The organism is Corynebacterium sp. PCR 32, from assembly GCF_037464985.1.
Classification (GTDB): domain Bacteria; phylum Actinomycetota; class Actinomycetes; order Mycobacteriales; family Mycobacteriaceae; genus Corynebacterium; species Corynebacterium kroppenstedtii_D.
In genome coordinates this window covers 85427-103867 of record NZ_JBAHVL010000005.1, presented here as the reverse complement: position 1 = coordinate 103867, position 18441 = coordinate 85427, and the positions used below count along the sequence as shown (strand labels likewise).

14 protein-coding genes are annotated in these 18441 nt (G+C 53.7%); 10 read left to right on the top strand and 4 right to left on the bottom strand.

Annotation, left to right across the window (positions count from 1 at the left end; translation table 11 throughout):
• Window positions 1–45 precede the first annotated feature (45 nt).
• The gene (locus V5S80_RS07585) at window positions 46–1464 is read right to left on the bottom strand and encodes an alanine racemase (RefSeq protein WP_395170162.1); all 1419 of its coding nucleotides are present in this window, start codon (window positions 1462–1464) and stop codon (window positions 46–48) included.
• Between the two features lie 245 nt (window positions 1465–1709).
• On the opposite strand from V5S80_RS07585, the gene dnaE reads away from it, so the two are divergent.
• The 3 genes from dnaE to V5S80_RS07570 all read left to right on the top strand — a co-directional run bounded on the left by dnaE (window position 1710) and on the right by V5S80_RS07570 (window position 6575).
• A complete protein-coding gene (gene dnaE / locus V5S80_RS07580; protein WP_395170161.1) occupies window positions 1710–5288 on the top strand; it encodes a DNA polymerase III subunit alpha in 3579 nt (1192 codons plus the stop codon).
• A gap of 110 nt (window positions 5289–5398) precedes the next feature.
• Window positions 5399–6160, top strand: a complete 762-nt coding sequence (locus V5S80_RS07575; protein WP_395170160.1) for an IMPACT family protein — start codon at window positions 5399–5401, stop codon at window positions 6158–6160.
• A 10-nt stretch (window positions 6161–6170) separates the two neighbouring features.
• Window positions 6171–6575, top strand: coding sequence for an RNA-binding S4 domain-containing protein (locus V5S80_RS07570; protein ID WP_395170159.1), 405 nt, complete (start codon window positions 6171–6173; stop codon window positions 6573–6575).
• Window positions 6576–6596: 21 nt separating this feature from the next.
• Here the strand turns inward: V5S80_RS07570 and V5S80_RS07565 are convergent, their stop codons facing one another.
• The 3 genes from V5S80_RS07565 to V5S80_RS07555 all read right to left on the bottom strand — a co-directional run bounded on the left by V5S80_RS07565 (window position 6597) and on the right by V5S80_RS07555 (window position 11663).
• Entirely contained in the window at window positions 6597–7673 is a 1077-nt protein-coding gene (locus V5S80_RS07565; protein ID WP_395170158.1) for a GTP pyrophosphokinase family protein, read from the bottom strand.
• A gap of 1076 nt (window positions 7674–8749) precedes the next feature.
• A complete protein-coding gene (locus V5S80_RS07560) occupies window positions 8750–9640 on the bottom strand; it encodes a fructose bisphosphate aldolase (RefSeq protein WP_395170157.1) in 891 nt (296 codons plus the stop codon).
• Between the two features lie 394 nt (window positions 9641–10034).
• Window positions 10035–11663 (bottom strand): exonuclease domain-containing protein, encoded by a 1629-nt coding sequence (locus V5S80_RS07555; protein ID WP_395170156.1) that lies wholly within the window; start codon window positions 11661–11663, stop codon window positions 10035–10037.
• A 505-nt stretch (window positions 11664–12168) separates the two neighbouring features.
• Between V5S80_RS07555 and V5S80_RS07550 the strand changes: the two genes are divergently transcribed.
• From V5S80_RS07550 to hisB, 7 genes are all read left to right on the top strand, one after another.
• Complete coding sequence (locus V5S80_RS07550; RefSeq protein WP_395170155.1) at window positions 12169–12900, top strand: hypothetical protein; 732 nt, start codon at window positions 12169–12171, stop codon at window positions 12898–12900.
• A gap of 125 nt (window positions 12901–13025) precedes the next feature.
• Window positions 13026–14087 carry a biotin synthase BioB gene (gene bioB, locus V5S80_RS07545; protein ID WP_395170154.1) on the top strand — a complete coding sequence of 354 codons (1062 nt, stop codon included), beginning with the start codon at window positions 13026–13028 and terminating at the stop codon, window positions 14085–14087.
• Between the two features lie 22 nt (window positions 14088–14109).
• Window positions 14110–14409 (top strand): hypothetical protein, encoded by a 300-nt coding sequence (locus V5S80_RS07540; protein ID WP_395170153.1) that lies wholly within the window; start codon window positions 14110–14112, stop codon window positions 14407–14409.
• Between the two features lie 43 nt (window positions 14410–14452).
• Entirely contained in the window at window positions 14453–14953 is a 501-nt protein-coding gene (locus V5S80_RS07535) for a hypothetical protein (protein WP_395170152.1), read from the top strand.
• A gap of 138 nt (window positions 14954–15091) precedes the next feature.
• On the top strand, window positions 15092–16441 hold the full coding sequence (gene hisD / locus V5S80_RS07530; RefSeq protein ID WP_395170151.1) for a histidinol dehydrogenase: 1350 nt from the start codon (window positions 15092–15094) through the stop codon (window positions 16439–16441).
• Window positions 16442–16476: 35 nt separating this feature from the next.
• Entirely contained in the window at window positions 16477–17790 is a 1314-nt protein-coding gene (locus V5S80_RS07525) for a histidinol-phosphate transaminase (RefSeq protein ID WP_395170150.1), read from the top strand.
• A 41-nt stretch (window positions 17791–17831) separates the two neighbouring features.
• Entirely contained in the window at window positions 17832–18440 is a 609-nt protein-coding gene (hisB, locus tag V5S80_RS07520) for an imidazoleglycerol-phosphate dehydratase HisB (RefSeq protein ID WP_395170228.1), read from the top strand.
• Window position 18441: the final 1 nt, after the last annotated feature.

Genomic DNA, 18441 nt, shown 5'->3' with positions numbered 1-18441 from the left:
ACGGTGACGGCCGGGGAATCGGAAGTAGCCGTCACCGTCGTGCGATTAAAAGGCGAATCCTTCACCTCGATACGTTGTCCAAGTGTCGACGATTTCTCCGTTGGAGACGACGAGGACCGAGTTGGTCCATTCCATGGCTTCCCCAGCCTTGGCGTGTCGAAGCCATACTTTGTCGCCGATAGCTAACCCATCGCTAGCTGGTCCAATGAGGGCAGTTTGTACTTCCCCGGCTCCTTCCCTCGGGGCAAATTTTAACTGTGTAGGAAAGTCGATAGCGGGAAGTTTGTCGTGGCTGGGCGTCCCAGATGCGACACGTCCCCCGCCAGCAACAACGATGATTCCTTTTCCTGGCCGACGGATGACAGGGAGCACGAACCAGCAGGCCGGGTGAGGTTGGAAGCATCGGAAGTGGTCGAGGAGCCCAGGACCAATGAGTCCCGATCCGGCGGCGATTTCGGTTACGCAGTCTTCCGCGCTTGTGGACTCTAATGAGCCGGTGCCACCACCATTCACGAATTCCAATTGGTCCCTGCCTGCAGACATCAGTGCAAAGTCGACCCCATGAACAATTTCGTGTCGGCGACTTGCGATCTCACCGCGAGAAAGCGTCTGCATAATCCGACGCATAGTTTGCCTCATACCAGGTCCGGCATCGCCTTCATCAGAGATTTGACTCTCGAAGGCGAGGATTCCAACGACCTTGAGATTCTTACGTTCACTTGCCTCTTTCACAAAGGACTGTGCGTCCTGAATTCCATGAATTGGCGAGCGAAGTGCACCGATTCGAAGGGAAAAATCCTTGTCAGTGGCCTGGTTGTTCCACAGCTTTGTTGCTTCACCTGACGAAATTCCGGGGATATACATGCCGCGGCCAATGACAAGTGCCGCATCGACATCTAAGCAGATACGTAGCTCGTTGCGTGTCTCAGGATCTGTGATGGCGTCGATAAAATCCAGGTACTCAGGTGAGTCTGCGGTTAATGTAATGACGCGTGCGAGGTGTTCACTGTGAGCGATTTCACGAAGCGCGTCTTTGTCCGTCGATGGAGCTCCCACAAGTATGTCATCGGTGACGCCCTCTTGTGCGAGCCATATGGCTTCGCGAAGGGAATATGCTTGTACACCAGAGAAGCCAGGTTGGGCGAGCGCTTCGGTGATGGCTTTTCGCATTCTCAGAGATTTACTGCTGACACGGATGGGTGTGCCGTGGGCGCGGGTCGCCATGTCGCGGGCATTGGCCCGGAAAGCATCCAAATCGAGAACGGTCAGTGGAGCACTATGTTGGGCGATGGCTTTCCTGACTTTTTGAGGGACCCCGACGTTGTTGTGATAAACGCCAGTGTGCGGTGTCCGGGCACGCAAACCTTCTTTTACGGTGTCGACGACGACGCTTCCGCTCTCCTTGGCTCGCCCTGTCACGCTCTCGGCCACCGAGATCGCTGAGGACACTCGTCGTTTTGCCATGGTCAGAACTGTCGAGAATTTGGGTAAGGATACACGTGATGACTGTGATGATGTTGGCTGTGATGGCGTCATGGGGATTCTACTTTCTCTACGTCTAACCTTGCGGTGATAGCAGTCACATTAACCCTTAAATAGGCGGAGCGCACTGTTTTTCAGAGAATTTGAACCATCACTTCGGCGTCGTTGTAACAACGCCCTGACCAGCTCACTCGACCCCGTCACAAATGCCCCCTATGATCGCGACCATGGCCAATTCTTCCTTCGTCCACTTGCACAACCACACTGAGTATTCCATGCTTGATGGAATGGCCAAGGTTGATCTCTTGGTGGACGAAGTTAAACGGCAAAATATGCCGGCGGTCGGCATGACTGACCACGGTAATATGTTTGGTTCTGATGCGTTCTATCGTGCGATGACAGCTAACGATATCAAGCCCATCATTGGTATCGAGTGCTATATGGCCCCTGAATCTCGTTTCAACAAGAAGCGTGTGCGGTGGGGCGAAGCTCATCAGAAGCGGGATGATGTGTCGGCATCGGGCGCATATTTGCACCAGACGATGATCGCGGAGAATGCGACCGGCCTGAAAAATCTCTTTTACTTATCATCGATGGCGTCCTATGAAGGACAGCTTGGTAAGTGGCCCCGTATGGATGCTGAACTGATTGCTGAGCATTCCGAGGGGATCATTGCGACGACCGGATGTCCCTCCGGTGAAGTTCAGACTCGCCTCCGCCTTGGCCACTATGATGAAGCGCTCAAAGCTGCGGCTAAATGGCAAGACATCTATGGAAAAGACAACTATTTCCTCGAGCTTATGGATCACGGCATTGAAATCGAGCAGCGTGTCCGCAACGAGCTGTTGGAGATTGGTCGGAAGCTTGGTATCCCACCGTTGGTGACAAACGACTGCCACTATGTCACTAAAGACCAGGCTCGTTCCCATGAGGTGATGTTGTGCGTTCAGACAGGCTCAACGATGAACGAACCGACTTTGGACCAAGGTGGTAATCGTTTTGCCTTTAACGGTGATGGTTACTATCTGAAGTCGGCTCGTGAAATGAGGGATGTGTGGGACGATATGGTCCCCGGCGGGTGCGACAACACGTTGCTCATTGCCGAGCGTGTTGGCGATTACGGTGAAATCTGGGAGCCCCACACTCATGACCGTATGCCCGAATATGATGTGCCTCATGGTCATAGCCCGACCTCGTGGCTCACCCATGAGGTGGAGGAAGGGTTGAAGCAGCGGTTCGATGGTGGCCCCGTCCCTCAGGAATATATGGACCGGGCTAAGTATGAGATTGGTGTCATTGATCTCAAAGGCTATCCCAGCTACTTCCTCGTTGTTGCCGATCTCATTAAACATGCCCGGAAAGTTGGCATTCGGGTCGGGCCGGGGCGTGGTTCGGCGGCGGGCTCCCTTGTCGCCTACGCACTGACGATTACGAATATTGATCCCCTGCAACACGGATTGCTCTTCGAACGATTCTTAAACCCTGAACGTCCGTCGGCTCCTGACATTGATATTGACTTCGACGATCGCCGCCGTGGTGAAATGATTCGCTATGCGGCAGACAACTGGGGGGAGGATAAAGTCGCCCAGGTCATCACCTTCGGTACCGTGAAGACCAAGCAAGCCCTGAAGGATTCTGCTCGTGCGCACTATGGGCAGCCGGGCTTCCAGATGGCGGAGCGCATTACAAAAGCTCTGCCTGCGCCGATCATGGCCAAAGATATACCTCTGTCTGGGATTGTCGATCCGGATCATCCACGATATGGCGAAGCTGCTGAGGTTCGTCAGCTCATCGAAACTGACCCCGACGTAAAGAAGATTTTTGATACCGCTCGTGGTCTCGAAGGGGTTGTTCGCCAGGCTGGCGTCCACGCCTGCGCCGTCATCATGGCATCGGTGCCCCTGTTAGATCACATCCCCATGTGGAAACGCACCCAGGATGGTGCGATCATCACCGGCTGGCCATACCCAGCATGTGAGGCCATCGGTTTGTTGAAAATGGATTTCCTGGGCCTTCGGAACCTGACGGTGATCGGCGATTGCATCGACAACATCAAGGAAAACAGGGGAGAAGACCTCGATCTGGAGGGCTTATCTGTTGTCGATGCTCCCACCTACGAGTTGTTGTCGCGCGGAGATACTCTTGGCGTGTTCCAATTGGATAGTGGTGGCATGCGCGAGTTGTTGAAACGCATGGCTCCCACCGAATTCTCCGATATCGTTGCGGCGCTAGCCCTGTATCGACCTGGTCCGATGGGGGTAGGGGCGCACTGGTCCTATGCTGACCGCAAGAATGGGCGGGAAAAGATTACACCCATCCACCCCGAGCTGGAAGAGCCACTTCAGGAAATTCTGGCCGAGACCTATGGCTTGATTGTGTACCAGGAACAGATCATGAAGATCTCTCAAAAGGTTGCCAATTACTCTGCCGGTCAGGCCGACAGCTTCCGTAAGGCTATGGGGAAGAAGAAGCCAGAAGTTCTTGCCAAGGAACGCGTCAGCTTCGAAGCTGGAATGAAAGAGAATGGCTACTCGGCTGACGCTGTTGACACCTTGTGGGAAGTTATTTTGCCGTTCGCTGGCTACGCATTTAACAAGTCCCATGCTGCTGGGTATGGGTTGGTGTCATTCTGGACTGCGTATCTGAAAGCAAACTATGCTGCTGAATATATGGCGGCACTTCTGACCTCTGTGGCGGATAAGAAGGATAAATCTGCAATCTATCTATCCGACTGTCGTCATCTTGGTATTGACGTCTTGTCGCCTGATGTGAATTCGTCAAAGTTCACATTTCAGTCAGTCGGTGAAGACATACGCTTTGGTCTTGGTGCAGTCCGTAACGTTGGTGAAGATGTGGTGGAGTCGATTGTCAAGACCCGAAGGGAAAAAGGAGCCTTCAAAGATTTCACCGATTATTTGAACAAGATTGATACGATTGCGTGTAACCGACGAGTCACGGAATCATTAATCAAAGCCGGGGCTTTTGATTCCATGAAGCACCCGCGCAAAGGGTTATATCTGGTTCACGAGGATGCAGTAGATTCTGTGATTTCCACCAAAAAGGCTGCTGATAAAGGACAATTCGACCTTTTCGCTGGGTTTGGCGGGGAAATTACTGATGAAGATTCAGCGTTTTCTATCGATATTCCTGATCAAGAATGGGACCGTAAGCATAAGTTGGCTCTGGAACGTGAGATGCTTGGCCTGTATGTGTCAGGTCATCCTCTCGACGGATATGAGGAGACTTTAGCCGCTCAAACAAATACCCCACTTACGGCTGTTTTGTCGGGTGAACTGGAGGACAAGCAGGAGATTGTCATCGGTGGGATTATTTCCGCTGTGGATCGCCGGTTCTCAAAGAAAGACGGATCACCATGGGCTATCGTCACGATTGAAGATCATAACGGCGCATCGGTAGAGATCCTCGTTTTCAACAAGCTGTATGCGTTGGTTGCTCCACTGATCGTGGAGGATACAATTATCAAGGTCAAAGCGCATATTAAGTACCGCGATGACCGGATGAGCGTCTTCTGTGATGATCTTACCCAAGCAGACTTGAGTGCCAGTGGCGGCGGTAAGGGGAGTCCACTGAAACTGAAATTGCGTACTGACCAGTGCACCCTCGACAACATCACTCGACTCAAGAAAGTCTTGCTGGCGAACAAGGGGGATTCCGATGTCTTTCTCACCCTTGTCGACGGATCTAACTCCACTATGATGGTCCTGGGTAGTCATTTACGGGTAGATCGTTCAACGTCGTTGATGGGAGACCTCAAAGCCGCGATGGGAGCCGGTATGGTGGCGTAGACAGACGACGATGACGCGGTTGACGATGCCTCTGTGATGGGGGACTGATCATAATCCCTTGACAGGGCGTGTCCCCGGAGTATTGGGGCGGACCTTTACAATGAGCCCCTATGAGCCATCAGCCGTCATTTACTATTCCCAGGGATAACCAGGACTATTCCACTGAGTTGGAGGTTAAGCGCTCCCGGTTTATCTGTCACCTCAGGCGTGCTGATTCAGAACATGCTGCACGCGGGCACGTTGCTGATATGCGTAAAGCATACCCCGATGCTCGTCATCATTGCAGCGCCTTTATCACCCGTGCGATATCAAAAGCCGACAGTGACAATTCAGAAGATACAAGCAGACCGGCCATGCCTATAGAGCGTTCCTCTGATGATGGCGAACCTGCAGGAACCGCTGGACAACCGATGCTTAACGTCCTCCGTGAGTCCGGTGTGAGCAACGTGTGTGCCGTGGTTGTTCGCTATTTTGGGGGAACCAAATTAGGGACAGGAGGTCTCGTTCGCGCCTACTCCGAGGCCGTGTGCCGCACGCTCCCAACAGTTCCTACTGCTATACGACGACAAATGCGACACCTTGCCATCGTGCTCCCCATTGCTGACGTTGGACGCGTGGAGGCAGGGCTCCGCAGCGACGGGTGGGCAGTCGAACCCACGGCCTATGGGGTCGGCGCACCAGCGAAGGCCCGCCTCTACCCCTTCAACAACACGTCCGAGGAGGGCAAGATCGATGCTCATATCGGTAACATCGCACGGATCGGTGTCGCCGTCGCTCCACAGCAAGCGGATGATGCGGTAGCGGCGGTTGCTGAACTGACACAAGGGCTTTTCGTGCCCTATGACAATGGCTTAATATGGAGCGAAACCTAGGACGCATGGGATGACAGGTATGGTCAACCACCATCACGACACCACGGCGGCAGTCCGCCTCGATATTTGGGTCTGGGCAACCCGCCTCTATAAAACTCGAACCGCCGCGACGGCTGCTGTCCGCGCTGGCCACGTCAAACTTAACGGAAAGACGGTGAAACCTGCACAAATGGTCGTCCCCGGTGACACTGTGCGTGCGTGGTCCCATCATCGTGAATATATCGTCACGGTTGTCCTCACGCCCGCTACACGTGTAGGGGCAGCATTGGCGCAGGCAAGCTACATCGACCATTCGCCGCCTTCACCATCACGAGAGATCGTGGCATCGATGCCGCGCCGGGACCGCGGCGCGGGGCGTCCGACCAAGAAAGAGCGTCGTCAGATAGATGAGTTGCGGGGGCGACGACGTCCCTGAACCATCATGCTGGATGTAGCCCTAATTGTCAGGCCTGTGTGCGGCACCGAGGCCAGCGTCGAGGAGTTTTTTCCATCGGTTGCCGAGGCGACCTGACCGTGTGTCACCATGATCCCCGATACTCACAGTCTTTTTGATGTGGTCTCGACCATACCGTGCGAGGAGGACGTCATCGACCATCCTGACTTGGCCGGGAGGAAAATCGGGGTGCATGACGTTCCTCACGTCCTCAGCGAGATCAGTGGAGAGCAGCTCGCGTAACCCGCCGACATCCCTAATTTCATGCGCGGCCAACATTGCGTACGCATAGCGATAGTATTCACTCCGTGACCGGGGGAATTGTGGTCCGAGAATGACTGTGAGTACTCCGGGAAGGATGTCTGCAGACAGTGGTGCGTCATCAGAACTGTCTGTTGCTCGAGGATTGTGATTGGAGATTGCAGCGATTTGGTCGAATTGCTGGTCAGCTAGCTCGATGAGCCCTGCTGCAAGGGTAAATGCCCGGTCGATTCGGGGGTCGCTACCGGTGTTCGGCCCTTTGTAGCGGATATCATGCTCGAACTCAGCCCAAGCATGTTGGAGAACTGTTCGGATTTGGACTTCCATGACTTGCCCTGAGTATTCGGCCAAATCATGAATAAGAATATGTGTCGAGTCTTCTGGAATATCCGGGATGCGGCAGATCAGATGGAGAGATCCGTAACCAAAGCCACCAGCGACGCGAGTTTCAGCAGCCTTGTCGACGACACGGTCGATGTGGAAATGTTGTTCGAGGACACGACGAATTTCTGGGATCTCGGTGGAATGAAATGTTGTTACGCGCACGCCAATGAAGTCGTAGGCATCATCGAACCCACCGGGGATAAACCACTCGCCATCTGATGTTTTCTTGTCTACCTTGTTAAGTAGGCTGGGTAGGGTTTTGATTCTGGCCGTGACCGCATCAAAAGTGATGCCGGAATCTCCGAGGATGTCCTCGATGGTTCGGGCGAATTGTTGAGTAGCATCGGGGTGGGTAGCCATCCAGGCGTCATAGCGTGCGCGGGCCTCAGTGTGCCTGGTGGTGTCTGTGGACCGCTTGCGGTGTAGGTGGGACAACGGTGAAAAGGTGTTCCTTCCTGACTAGGGTGTGGCTGGTGTCGGGGCAACCTCACTGCCACCATACCGGCTGGATATGTCGTTCGAGTTACATGTGGTGTGGGGAGCCAGTTAAATAGTTGAACGCGTTCCCGTCGTGCCAGATCGAGAGGATCTTTAAATCCCCGGTATAGCAGCGGGCCATTGTGCGTTCGGGGTTGGGGTCATATCATCTCCGTAGTCGCAGGGAGGTGTGTTCAGGGGCGGACGAGTCCCGTTTTGTGTAACAGTCTCGTCGTGTACCTGCTGGTGGGGGTGTTCCCAGGGTTCTGGAAAGCGTTTGCTGATTATCCATAATTGCCGGAAAACATCATGATGATCCTCGGTCCACTGGTGATGAAGCCAGGTGTGCGCGCGGCGGAGAGATGCGCTGTCGGTAATGGGGATTGCAATAAGATTTCCGCTGGGAGCGCAGCCAATCGCTGCGGAATGAGTCCATTCCTTGTGGAGAAAGTTCCGTAGTGTCCTCATAAGGATTGGGTGGCTAAGCCACGTATGGGCGGTGATCGTAGTGTGTTGTCGGTGTGGTAGGACTTGTGTAGGTAGAGGAGGTGTCGAGTTTATGGCTGTGGGGGGTGGAGAGTCGACGGCTTGAGGTGATAAGGGTGGGGTTCGGATCTCCCACCCTGATGTGCCGGGAATGATTGCATCAAGGTTACGGTAGTGGATCCGTATACCCCGATCGGTAGAAAATGATTGGAGAAAGCTATCTGCGGCGCGGCCCCACGCGTGATTTGCCGTACATAGTAGACTGTCTCGGTCGATGGGTACTCCGTCAATATCGATGAGGCGGGCTACAAGTCCGGCGCCAAGGTGGACGAGTGCATCTCTATATTGTGACACCCCAGCCAAGGGTTGGAGTTCCAGTCGGTAGTGATCTATGTGAGAATTTTGTGTCGGTACGCCTGTCATATCTTGTACTGACGATAGCGTCGGTGAGTGGTTCCCTCTGCGAGCGGTTTGTGATCAAGGCCACCCCTTGACGCGATATAGAAAAGTGGGCGACAGTTAATGCCACCCACGTTCCCTATGATGAGCTAGCCGGCGATAGAAGCCTTGTAAATGCCATCAATGGTTGTTGCCAAGGTGGTGTCGAATTCTTCCTGTGTCTGGTCGGCGGTCAGTCCTTCGAGCAACGCGCGAGAGAACGAAGCGATGAGCCCTTTGTTGCGCGAGAGGCGTTCGTTGGCGTCGTCGCGTTCGTACCCGCCGGAGAGGGCCACTACACGCATCACCTTCGGGTGGTTGATGAGGTCGTCGTAGAAGTTATCTACAGTAGGAATGGAGATCTTGATCATGACCTGTTGCCCTTCAGGGATGTCATCCAACCCTTTCAGGAGGGCGGCCTTCAACAGTTCTTCTGCTTCTTTCTTGTCTTCAATGGAGATGGTGACTTCAGGTTCAAGGATGGGAACCAGGCCCTTAGCAAGAACTTGCTTGCCAACCTCAAACTGCTGATCAACAACAGCCTGAATGCCTTCGGCATTGGCGCCGTGGATAACGGAACGCTCTTTGGTGCCAAATACGCCGTTGTTGACACCACGATCCAGAAGGCTGTCAAGGTCAGGCATCGGCTTCATGATCTGAACGTCGTTCTCTTTATCCGCAAGGCCCTTATCAATTTTGAGGAGCGGAACGATACCTTTTTTCTCCCAGAGGTACTGGGCAGTCGGAAGGCCCTCGACCTCGCGGTCCATGGTCATCTCAAATAAGATGGCGGCGAGAACCTTGTCGGATGTGAAAGAGGGAGAGCTAATCAGACGGCTACGCATGGCGTGGACGAGGTCAAACATCTCGGCATCCGACGAATAAGCGTCATCGTGGATTCCGTAAGCACGGAGTGCTTTCGGGGTGGATCCGCCGGACTGGTCGAGGGCGGCGATGAATCCCTCAGCCTCGATCATGCGAGTGGCTTGCTCCTGGTTCATTACAACTCCTTCTCGTGTCGCCAGCGTGGGCAACGTCGATTTCTTGTAGACGTTCTCCGCAGCGTTCCGAAGATCATCTGTCGTGCTCTATGCTAGCCCGAAAATGTCTGAATGAACACTGAACGGACAAAAATTTGCACTCATTTGTGGGGTATTTTTGCAATTGTGAGGGCAGATTGTGGGAGGTGATGGATGGTAACAATGGTTCAGATGGTGGAAATTGGTTTATTGACGTGCGGGAATGCTATATCTGCCCAAAACAAAAACAAACAAGCATATTATTATTATTTTCAGATATGTCGTTGGGAGGTGGAATAATGTGATAAAAAGCACAGCTTCTTGTCAACGGCGACCACCCGAGAACAAATGTGATCATCAAGTACCTGGTCTACTTCTAATTAAGGTCGAGTGCCTCGAGTAGCTGCGCCTGATTCCAAATGTCAATTTTTTGACCTTTTTCTTTCAATTCTTCAGCACGTTTTTGCTTTGACGTTGTGCCATTCCAGTCACCGCAGACGAGTAGCGTCGTTTTTTTTGTGACATTCTTGCCAACGATGCCACCAGCCTGAGCGATCGCTTGCCACAGCTGTCCCTTGTCCAGCGGGGAAAACTCACCAGTGAGTGTGACATTGTGACCAAATAGCGGGCCATCAGTGTCGGCGTCGGTGTTAGTTTCGGGGACATCTCGCGGAGTGGCAACGGCCTCCCAATGTGTGGTTCCTCGAGTGTCCTCGTTCCTCTTTCCTTGGACATGCCCACGGCGTGACGTCCGGCTCAACTCTGACCGGGACGTCCGTGGTTTGCGGCATAGCGTGATTGACTGGTCTCGTACCGTTCCGAACGTGTAGCCAGCAGAATCGACAACCTCAGTCAGTGAAAGATGGCGTGATGCGGAATCTATGTCCTCATAGGCACTATGTGAGGACTCCCTACAGTGAGGGGAGACCCCGCAGAGGTTCAGCATGATGTCACCACACGCTCGGGCATCAGCTAGCGCATCATGGTGACGGAACGCGCGGGAACCTGCCGCATGTGCCACCGTCGTCAATTTATAGTTGGGAAGTCCAGGGCGAAGAGCACGAGCGAGCAAATACGTACACACAAAGGTGATATCTGGCAGGTCCACGTTTTCTGCTCGGGCTGCATCCCGTAACGCTGTCATATCGAACTTGGCATTATGGGCGACAAGGGGGAGCTGTTCCTTGCGGAGCAGCGCGCTAAACTGCTCCAATCGGTCACGGCAGGTTGGCTCCTCAGCGACGTGGTCAGCGTTGATTCCATGGATGGCGACGGTTGCTGGAGTGAATTCTGACCATGTAGATGGCGGTTGGCAAAGCCATGTGTGAGATTCCGTTTCTTCGCCGTCCCGAAAGACTACGATGCCGAACTGGCAGATCGATCCATGTGCTTCATTTGCTGTTTCGACGTCGAATGCAATAAATGATGGTGGGTATGAATCACTCGGCGACACCCCCTTCGGTGTGGATCTCGTCTCCACCGGCATTTCTAATTGACCACCATCGTCCGAGCCGTCACTGGAGTTGTGGGCAGTGATACCAGAGGTATTCATCGTGTAAGCAATGCGGCGTAATCCCTCTTGGTCATCGGCTTGCATGGCAGTGAGGGCATCGACAGCACAGTCAATGATTGACGAATCCGACGACGTGGTCGGGGGGAACCGGAGAGCATGAGGTGTAAACCGAGCACTCTGCCGTGGTGTAGCGGGAGTGTTGTCTAAGTACAGATCAATAAATCCCGGCTGAAGGGTAGTAGGAGGAGTGATTGACCATCCACGAATCGAATCGCGATCGATGTTGGTTTCCGCAGCAAGATACACCTGCGCTGCAGGGCAACGTGATAATGTGACTCCACTCTCACTGATATAGGCCGTGCCACCGAGGATCGGAATGGTGACAATAGTGTGTGAGGCTGTGGGCTCCTTGTCGGGCTGGATGTGTGAGAAGTCGGTAGTGGACTCGGGAATATGTATCTCCGGCGAACCGTCGGTGTGTGAATGCGTCAAGATGGTCTCCACTGTACTCAGGCACGGGGTCGGGTAGCGATGTTGGCAGCCTAGGGCAACGGCACATCGACTATCGACGGTAATGGTTGATACTGATCTTATGGATATGCGGGGTCGTGTAGAAGGACGATGTGATGATGATTTCCCATGGTAAGGGAGGCATGTGAGCGGGACGAGCGTGGGGTGACCGATGTCTCCTTTGCAGGGGGGCGGGGCGATGTCGTTGAGAATGGCCTCTAGTCTTAGTCCGGCATTGGCAGTGTCCCTGAAATATGAACGCCATTCGTCGAGCCCCAGTGTCGTGGGGTAGGCGCATGTTCGCCTCACCGACGGGTGTGAAATGGACGACATGGTCAACGGCATGTGTAAAGGATAACCCGGATGTGTGTTTCGTTCGAAAGTGATAAAACACTGTGAGAACCCTGGAAGCTTGGGGAAACGTGAGGATATTGGCTGACAGAGGGGTAGAATAGGCGCGTTCTCTTAAGAATAAAGGAGCTTTGTCGTGCCAGATGTAGTTATGTCAGATGTTGATGGTGTGCATGCGACGGTTCATCGAGACGGAAAGTTGCATTCGCGTCACGTGCAGGTGCGCCGTTGGGGGGCTGTCGTCATTGCTGTATCAGTGTGTGGGGCGTTAGGGGCCTGTTCACACGGGTCCTCGGATGGTAAGAAGAGCTCAACAGCAACGCAGTCTTCGTCGAGTGCATCGTCGTCGAATAATCCTTCCGCATCGTCGTCTGCTGCGGCGTCGCCGTCTGCAGAGCACGCGGATCGCGGTGGCGATAATCACGCTGATAATGGGAAGAAATTAGGTGCTGACATCCCGACTGTTCCGGACTCAAAGGAGGTTCCTTCCAGTGGGCCGAAGCCGGTCAAGGGGAAGACTGGCAGCGCTGATGACGTTGCCAGTATTAAAGATGCGCTAGGTCATTATGGTGACACATCAGGCACTGTGCGACAGTATTATGAAAGCACGAAGGCCTATACGTGTAAAGATCGTATTGCTGCGCACCCAGAAGTGTTCTCGGATGAGAACATTAACTCGTTGCCTAATGAACTCATCGACAAGATGAACCTAGCTGGCTCGATTCCAAAGTTTAACAACATCTCGAATATCAAAGTTGATGGTCATCGTGCTACGGCATCAGTGAATACAACCTTCAATGGTGCAACCTCGACAGGGACAATGTTGTTCACTAAGGAAGATGGTCAGTGGAAGATCTGTTCTGACTAGCGTAGTGATGATGTCTCACTCGTGAATCCCAGTGCCCAATTGAACACTGTGTGGTGATGACATAGCCTGGGGCTACACAGTGGTGATCCTCCGAATGATCACCATGTTGAGGGAGGAACGTCACTATGTCAGAAAACGTAACGTCCCAGGCTCACATCCACGGCACCGCTGGTACTGATACATTGGCAGCAGAGCAGGATATTGTGGATCTGGCGCGTGAGAAGGTTCTTGAGCGTGGGGAAGGGCTCTGTCAATCAGAGATCGTTCGAGTACTTACTCTATCCGACGACCGGATCGACGAGCTTCTTGCGTTAGCACATGAAGTTCGGCTGCGTTGGTGTGGCGACGCTGTCGAGGCGGAGGGAATTATTTCTCTCAAAACTGGGGGATGTCCGGAGGATTGCCACTTCTGTTCACAGTCAGGATTATTCGAATCTCCCGTGCGCTCGGCGTGGCTTGACATTCCCGCCCTTGTTGAGGCGGCGAAGCAAACTGCGAAGACGGGGGCCACCGAATTCTGCATTGTTGCTGCAGTTAAGGGGCCCGATGAGCGATTGATGAGCCAGCTTGAAAAAGCGGTGGCCGCCATCAAAGCAGAAGTTGATATCGAGGTTGCTGCCTCGATCGGTATTCTTACACGAGAACAAGTTGACCGTTTGGCTCAAGCCGGGGTGCATCGATACAACCACAACTTAGAAACCGCAAAGAGCTATTTTCCTCAAGTTGTGACGACACACACATGGGAGGCTCGTCGCGAAACGCTGGAGATGGTTCGCGATGCTGGCATGGAAGTGTGCTGCGGTGGCATCATTGGAATGGGTGAGACTATTGAGCAGCGTGCAGAATTCGCTGTGCAGTTAGCTGAGCTGCGGCCCCATGAAGTTCCGATGAATTTCCTTGATCCTCGCCCAGGAACCCCTTTCGCCGATCGTCCTGTAATGGAGTCCTCCGAGGCTCTGAAGACTGTGGCAGCATTCCGACTGGCGTTACCTCAGACAATCCTTCGTTTTGCTGGTGGCCGTGAGCTTACCCTTGGTGATTTGGGTGCGGAAAAGGGACTTCTTGGTGGCATCAATGCCATTATCGTGGGAAATTATCTGACAACCTTGGGTCGGCCGCAGGAAACAGATATCGATATGTTGAACCGGTTGCAGCTCCCCATCAAAGCGCTCAACGCAACGGTGTAGGCGGTAGCACGTGATAGAACCAGTGAGCAGTCACAGGCATACAGGGACGACACCTCGTCACAGTCGAGAAAATACGGCGACGGACTTGTCGGATGCTGTCATCACCGGGGATGCACCGAGCTTCGACCCATTCACTGGCGTTGACGTACAGGGTGGTGAGGTCCCGCAGTATTCCCCGTCGATGAAGGTAGGGCTTGAAGCGCCACGGTTTTGCCAACTATGTGGCCGCCGGATGGTTGTGCAGGTTCGACCGGACGGGTGGAACGCCCTGTGCTCACGTCATGGGGAACTTGACTCTGCGATCCTTGAACCTCAACGCTGATTGTGCCCATCGTAGTGGCCTCGGAATCTCTATACTGGTTCCAGTGTTGTTCTCAGAACGGTATCGTCGCGCTCTCATTGTTCTTGTAGCCATCGTGGCTGTGTACGCAGTGGGAGGATGCGGGTGGGGTTTGCTCATACCAACAAAGACAGCCACGGTAGAAGGTGGGTATCTGTCAACCGATCCAACCAAAGACGGCCAAGAATTCACCGGTTTTATTCTGCTTGTGTGCGGGCTATTTATCCTGTCGATGGTAAGTTCCCTCATTGCATGGCGGTGGGCCCCACGCTCACGCGGCCCGGTGATGATATGGGTTGTCACTCTCGTGGCTGTGCTGGGTGGTGTGGTCTTCACAGATCTTGGAAATATCGTTGCGTCGACATTGCATCCGTTGCCGGATACCGATGATATCCAGGATGGTTCCAGGATAACGTGGGCAGTGTGGAGTCATCCGGGTGCCGCTTTAGTTGTTCCACCTCTAGTGGGATCTCTCACATACTGGTGTGCTGCTGTGCTGGGGAAAGGTGATTTTCCCGATGACTAAAAGCCGTTTTGCAGTGTGGCTGCACACTACAACGGTAGATTAGCTTTACACGAACGAAGAGTTGTTGGCCATCGTCAACGCGAAGCAGTCTATCCGTGGCTCATGGCAGCGGTATGACAGTAGGGATTTTCGATAATAATGCTGACCGTAACCGATATGCGTGGCACTCATCCCACCACAAGCGAACTTCGGGCAACCTTGCCTCGTGGTGGCATCGATATTGATTCAGTAATCCCCACGGTTCAGCAAATTGTCGATGCTGTTCGAGAACGCGGCGCACAGGCGGCCTGTGAGTATGGTGAGCGTTTTGATGGTGTTGTCCCAACGAGTATTCGTGTCCCCGACCGCGTGATTCGTGATGCTGTGAACTCGTTGGATTCCAGTGTGCGTCAAGCCCTGGAGACTGCGATTGAGCGGATTCGGACGGTGCACTCAGCAACGAAACCCCGTGATAGTGTCGTGTCAGTTGTTGCCGGTGGGACGGTGACAGAAAAATTTATTCCAATCGGGCGTGTGGGGCTCTACGTTCCTGGTGGTCAAGCTGTATATCCATCGAGCGTCATAATGAATGCTGTTCCAGCGCAAGAGGCCGGCGTAGGGTCACTTGTGGTGGCATCTCCACCTCAGAGGGATTATGGTGGGTGGCCACATCCGACGATCCTTGCTGCGTGTTCGCTTCTCAGCGTGGACGAGGTATGGGCAGTGGGTGGTGCGCAGGCTGTCGCTTTATTGGCTTATGGTGATGAGACTGCTGGTGAGGCTCTCGCCCCGGTGGATATGGTGACTGGACCGGGCAATGTTTTCGTTACCGCAGCTAAGCGAGTGTGCCGGGGCGTCGTCGGGATTGATGCCGAGGCAGGGCCGACCGAGATTGCGATTATTGCCGATGATACTGCCGATCCTGTCTACATTGCCTATGATCTCATCAGCCAGGCAGAGCATGATCCGATGGCAGCTAGCATCCTCATCACCGATTCCACCTCGTTGGCGGCTGCGGTTGACGAGGAAGTGGAGAAGCGCTATTCGGTAACACGTAACGATGATCGTGTTGCTGACGCTTTGCGGGGCACACAGTCTGGAATCATCCTAGTTGATGATATTCCTGCTGCGATCCGTATTTCTGATGCGTATGCGCCGGAGCATCTTGAAGTTCAGACTCGACATGCTCGTGAGGATGCGGCACGTATCCGTCACGCGGGGGCTATCTTTGTGGGGCCGTTTTCACCTGTTCCGTTGGGGGATTACGCTGCTGGCTCTAACCATGTGCTTCCCACGTCTGGGTCTGCGCGGTATAGCTCTGGTTTGTCGACGCATACGTTTGTGAAATCAGTTCATGTGGTTGACTACGACGAGATGGCCTTGAGGGCTTCCGCAGATACTATCGTTACCCTCGCTGATGCCGAGCACCTTCCTGCTCATGGCGAATCTGTTCGATCACGTTTTGACAATCTCACTGTCGGTCGCGGCTCATTGAGCTGCCGTGGCTAACATACTCTGATCATTGCCGCAAGGGAGGAGGAGTAATGGCGTCGACGTACAGAGGCACGAATTCGTATCGTGATGCGCATAGGCGGAGGTCACCGCATGAACCATCGGTGTGGGGGCAAGCGGTGGTGCTTGATAGCTTGCCTTTACGTGAGGAATTTCGAGGTCGAGCCGCATACGGGGCGCCTCAATTGGATCTGGATGTCCGATTGAATACGAACGAAAACCCGTATCCGCCAACCGCTGACCTTATCGTTGACTTGGTTTCAGAAGTGAATAAAATCGCCTCTGGGCTTAACCGGTATCCTGACCGTGATTGTAGGGTGTTGCGCCGAGAGCTGGCTCGTTATGTGTCAGCGTACACCGGGGTGGAGGTAACGGAACACAACATTTGGGCTGCTAACGGCTCCAACGAGGTGCTACAGGAACTATTACAGGCGTTCGGGGGACCTGGTCGTCGGGCGTTGGGGTTCACTCCGAGTTACTCTATGCACCCTATTCTTTCAGCGGGAACATGCACACAATTTGTGGATTGTCCTAGGCGTGAGGAAAATGGGTTTGCCATTGATGTCGATAGTGCTGTTGACACAATAAAAAAACATCGGCCGTCCGTTGTGTTTGTGACGACACCAAATAATCCGACGGGTGGTGTCACGCCTCTCGATGATATCCGTGTCCTCCTTGATGCTGTGTCAGACCCGCACGTTGACGGCATCGTGATTGTTGATGAGGCCTATGGTGAATTCGACGATGGGCCGAGCGCGTGCGAGTTGTTGGCAGACTATCCAGGTCGGTTGGTGGTTTCGCGGACGATGAGTAAGGCGTTCGACTTCGCAGGTGGCCGCTTGGGCTACTTTGTTGCTGCTCCTGCTTTTGTGGAAGCAGTAATGCTGGTCCGGCTTCCGTATCATTTATCTGCGTTAGCTCAGGCGGCTGCGACGGTGGCACTGCGGTATTCTGCTGATACGTTAGCGTCGGTTGACAAGATTGTTATTGAACGTGGTCGAGTTCAGAATGCGTTGCTGGACCTTGGGTTTCACGTTGTTCCTAGTAAGTCCAATTTCTTGTTTTTCGCCGTGCTCCCCGAGGAATGTGCAGAGACAGGGCGGAAGGATATTAGTTCTGGTTGCAGGGTTGGGCATGATGACCGCAGGGATGCTGGTGGGAGCGCTACGTTGTCTCGGCGGGACCTCACGCGCGTGGCATGGCGGGAGTTTCTTGACCGGGGCGTTCTCATTAGAGATGTCGGAGTTGACGGTTACCTACGGGTCACGATTGGGCTGCCGACAGAAAATGATCGATTTCTCGAAGCTGCTCGAGAATACGCCATTGATCACGGGGTATTACAGTGAATCACATGATGACGAGTAGCGGTAAACCGGGCCATAGTGAGATGCCTGTCCTTGGTCGGGTTGGACATGTTGAGCGGGAGACGAAGGAGTCCCACATTACTGTCGATGTTGACCTTGACGGTCGTGGTGTTACTGATATATCGACAGGACTGCCATTTTTTGACCACATGCTGGTTGCTATGGGTACGCATGGAAGCTTTGATCTTTCAGTACACGCCGAGGGTGACCTCGAGGTTGATGCGCACCATACCGTGGAGGATACTGCCATCAGCTTGGGGGAAGCGTTTTTTCAGGCCTTGGGAAACAAAGTTGGAATTCGTCGCTTTGGATCAAGCTTCATCCCGATGGATGAGACGTTGGCTCAAGCTGTCGTGGATGTGTCTGGGCGCCCATATTTTGTTGCCCGGGGTGAGCCGTCGTCGATGGTGAGTACAGTTATCGGTGGTCATTACGCGACGGTCATTAACCAGCATTTTTTTGAATCTTTCGCGTTTCATGCCCGTATCGCTTTGCATGTCCGGGTGCTTTACGGGCGTGATCCACATCATATCACTGAGGCCGAATATAAAGCGGTCGCTCGAGCTCTACGGGAGGCAGTGGAGTGTGACGGGCGTGTAGAGGGTGTGCCGTCGACGAAAGGGGCGTTGTGAT

Coding starts and splice junctions, on each gene's coding strand:
- V5S80_RS07585 (WP_395170162.1), bottom strand. CDS start 1,464: ATGGCAAAACGACGAGTGTCCTCAGCGATCTCGGTGGCCGAGAGCGTG.
- dnaE (WP_395170161.1), top strand. CDS start 1,710: ATGGCCAATTCTTCCTTCGTCCACTTGCACAACCACACTGAGTATTCC.
- V5S80_RS07575 (WP_395170160.1), top strand. CDS start 5,399: ATGAGCCATCAGCCGTCATTTACTATTCCCAGGGATAACCAGGACTAT.
- V5S80_RS07570 (WP_395170159.1), top strand. CDS start 6,171: ATGACAGGTATGGTCAACCACCATCACGACACCACGGCGGCAGTCCGC.
- V5S80_RS07560 (WP_395170157.1), bottom strand. CDS start 9,640: ATGAACCAGGAGCAAGCCACTCGCATGATCGAGGCTGAGGGATTCATC.
- bioB (WP_395170154.1), top strand. CDS start 13,026: ATGTCAGAAAACGTAACGTCCCAGGCTCACATCCACGGCACCGCTGGT.
- hisD (WP_395170151.1), top strand. CDS start 15,092: ATGCTGACCGTAACCGATATGCGTGGCACTCATCCCACCACAAGCGAA.
- V5S80_RS07525 (WP_395170150.1), top strand. CDS start 16,477: ATGGCGTCGACGTACAGAGGCACGAATTCGTATCGTGATGCGCATAGG.
- hisB (WP_395170228.1), top strand. CDS start 17,832: ATGCCTGTCCTTGGTCGGGTTGGACATGTTGAGCGGGAGACGAAGGAG.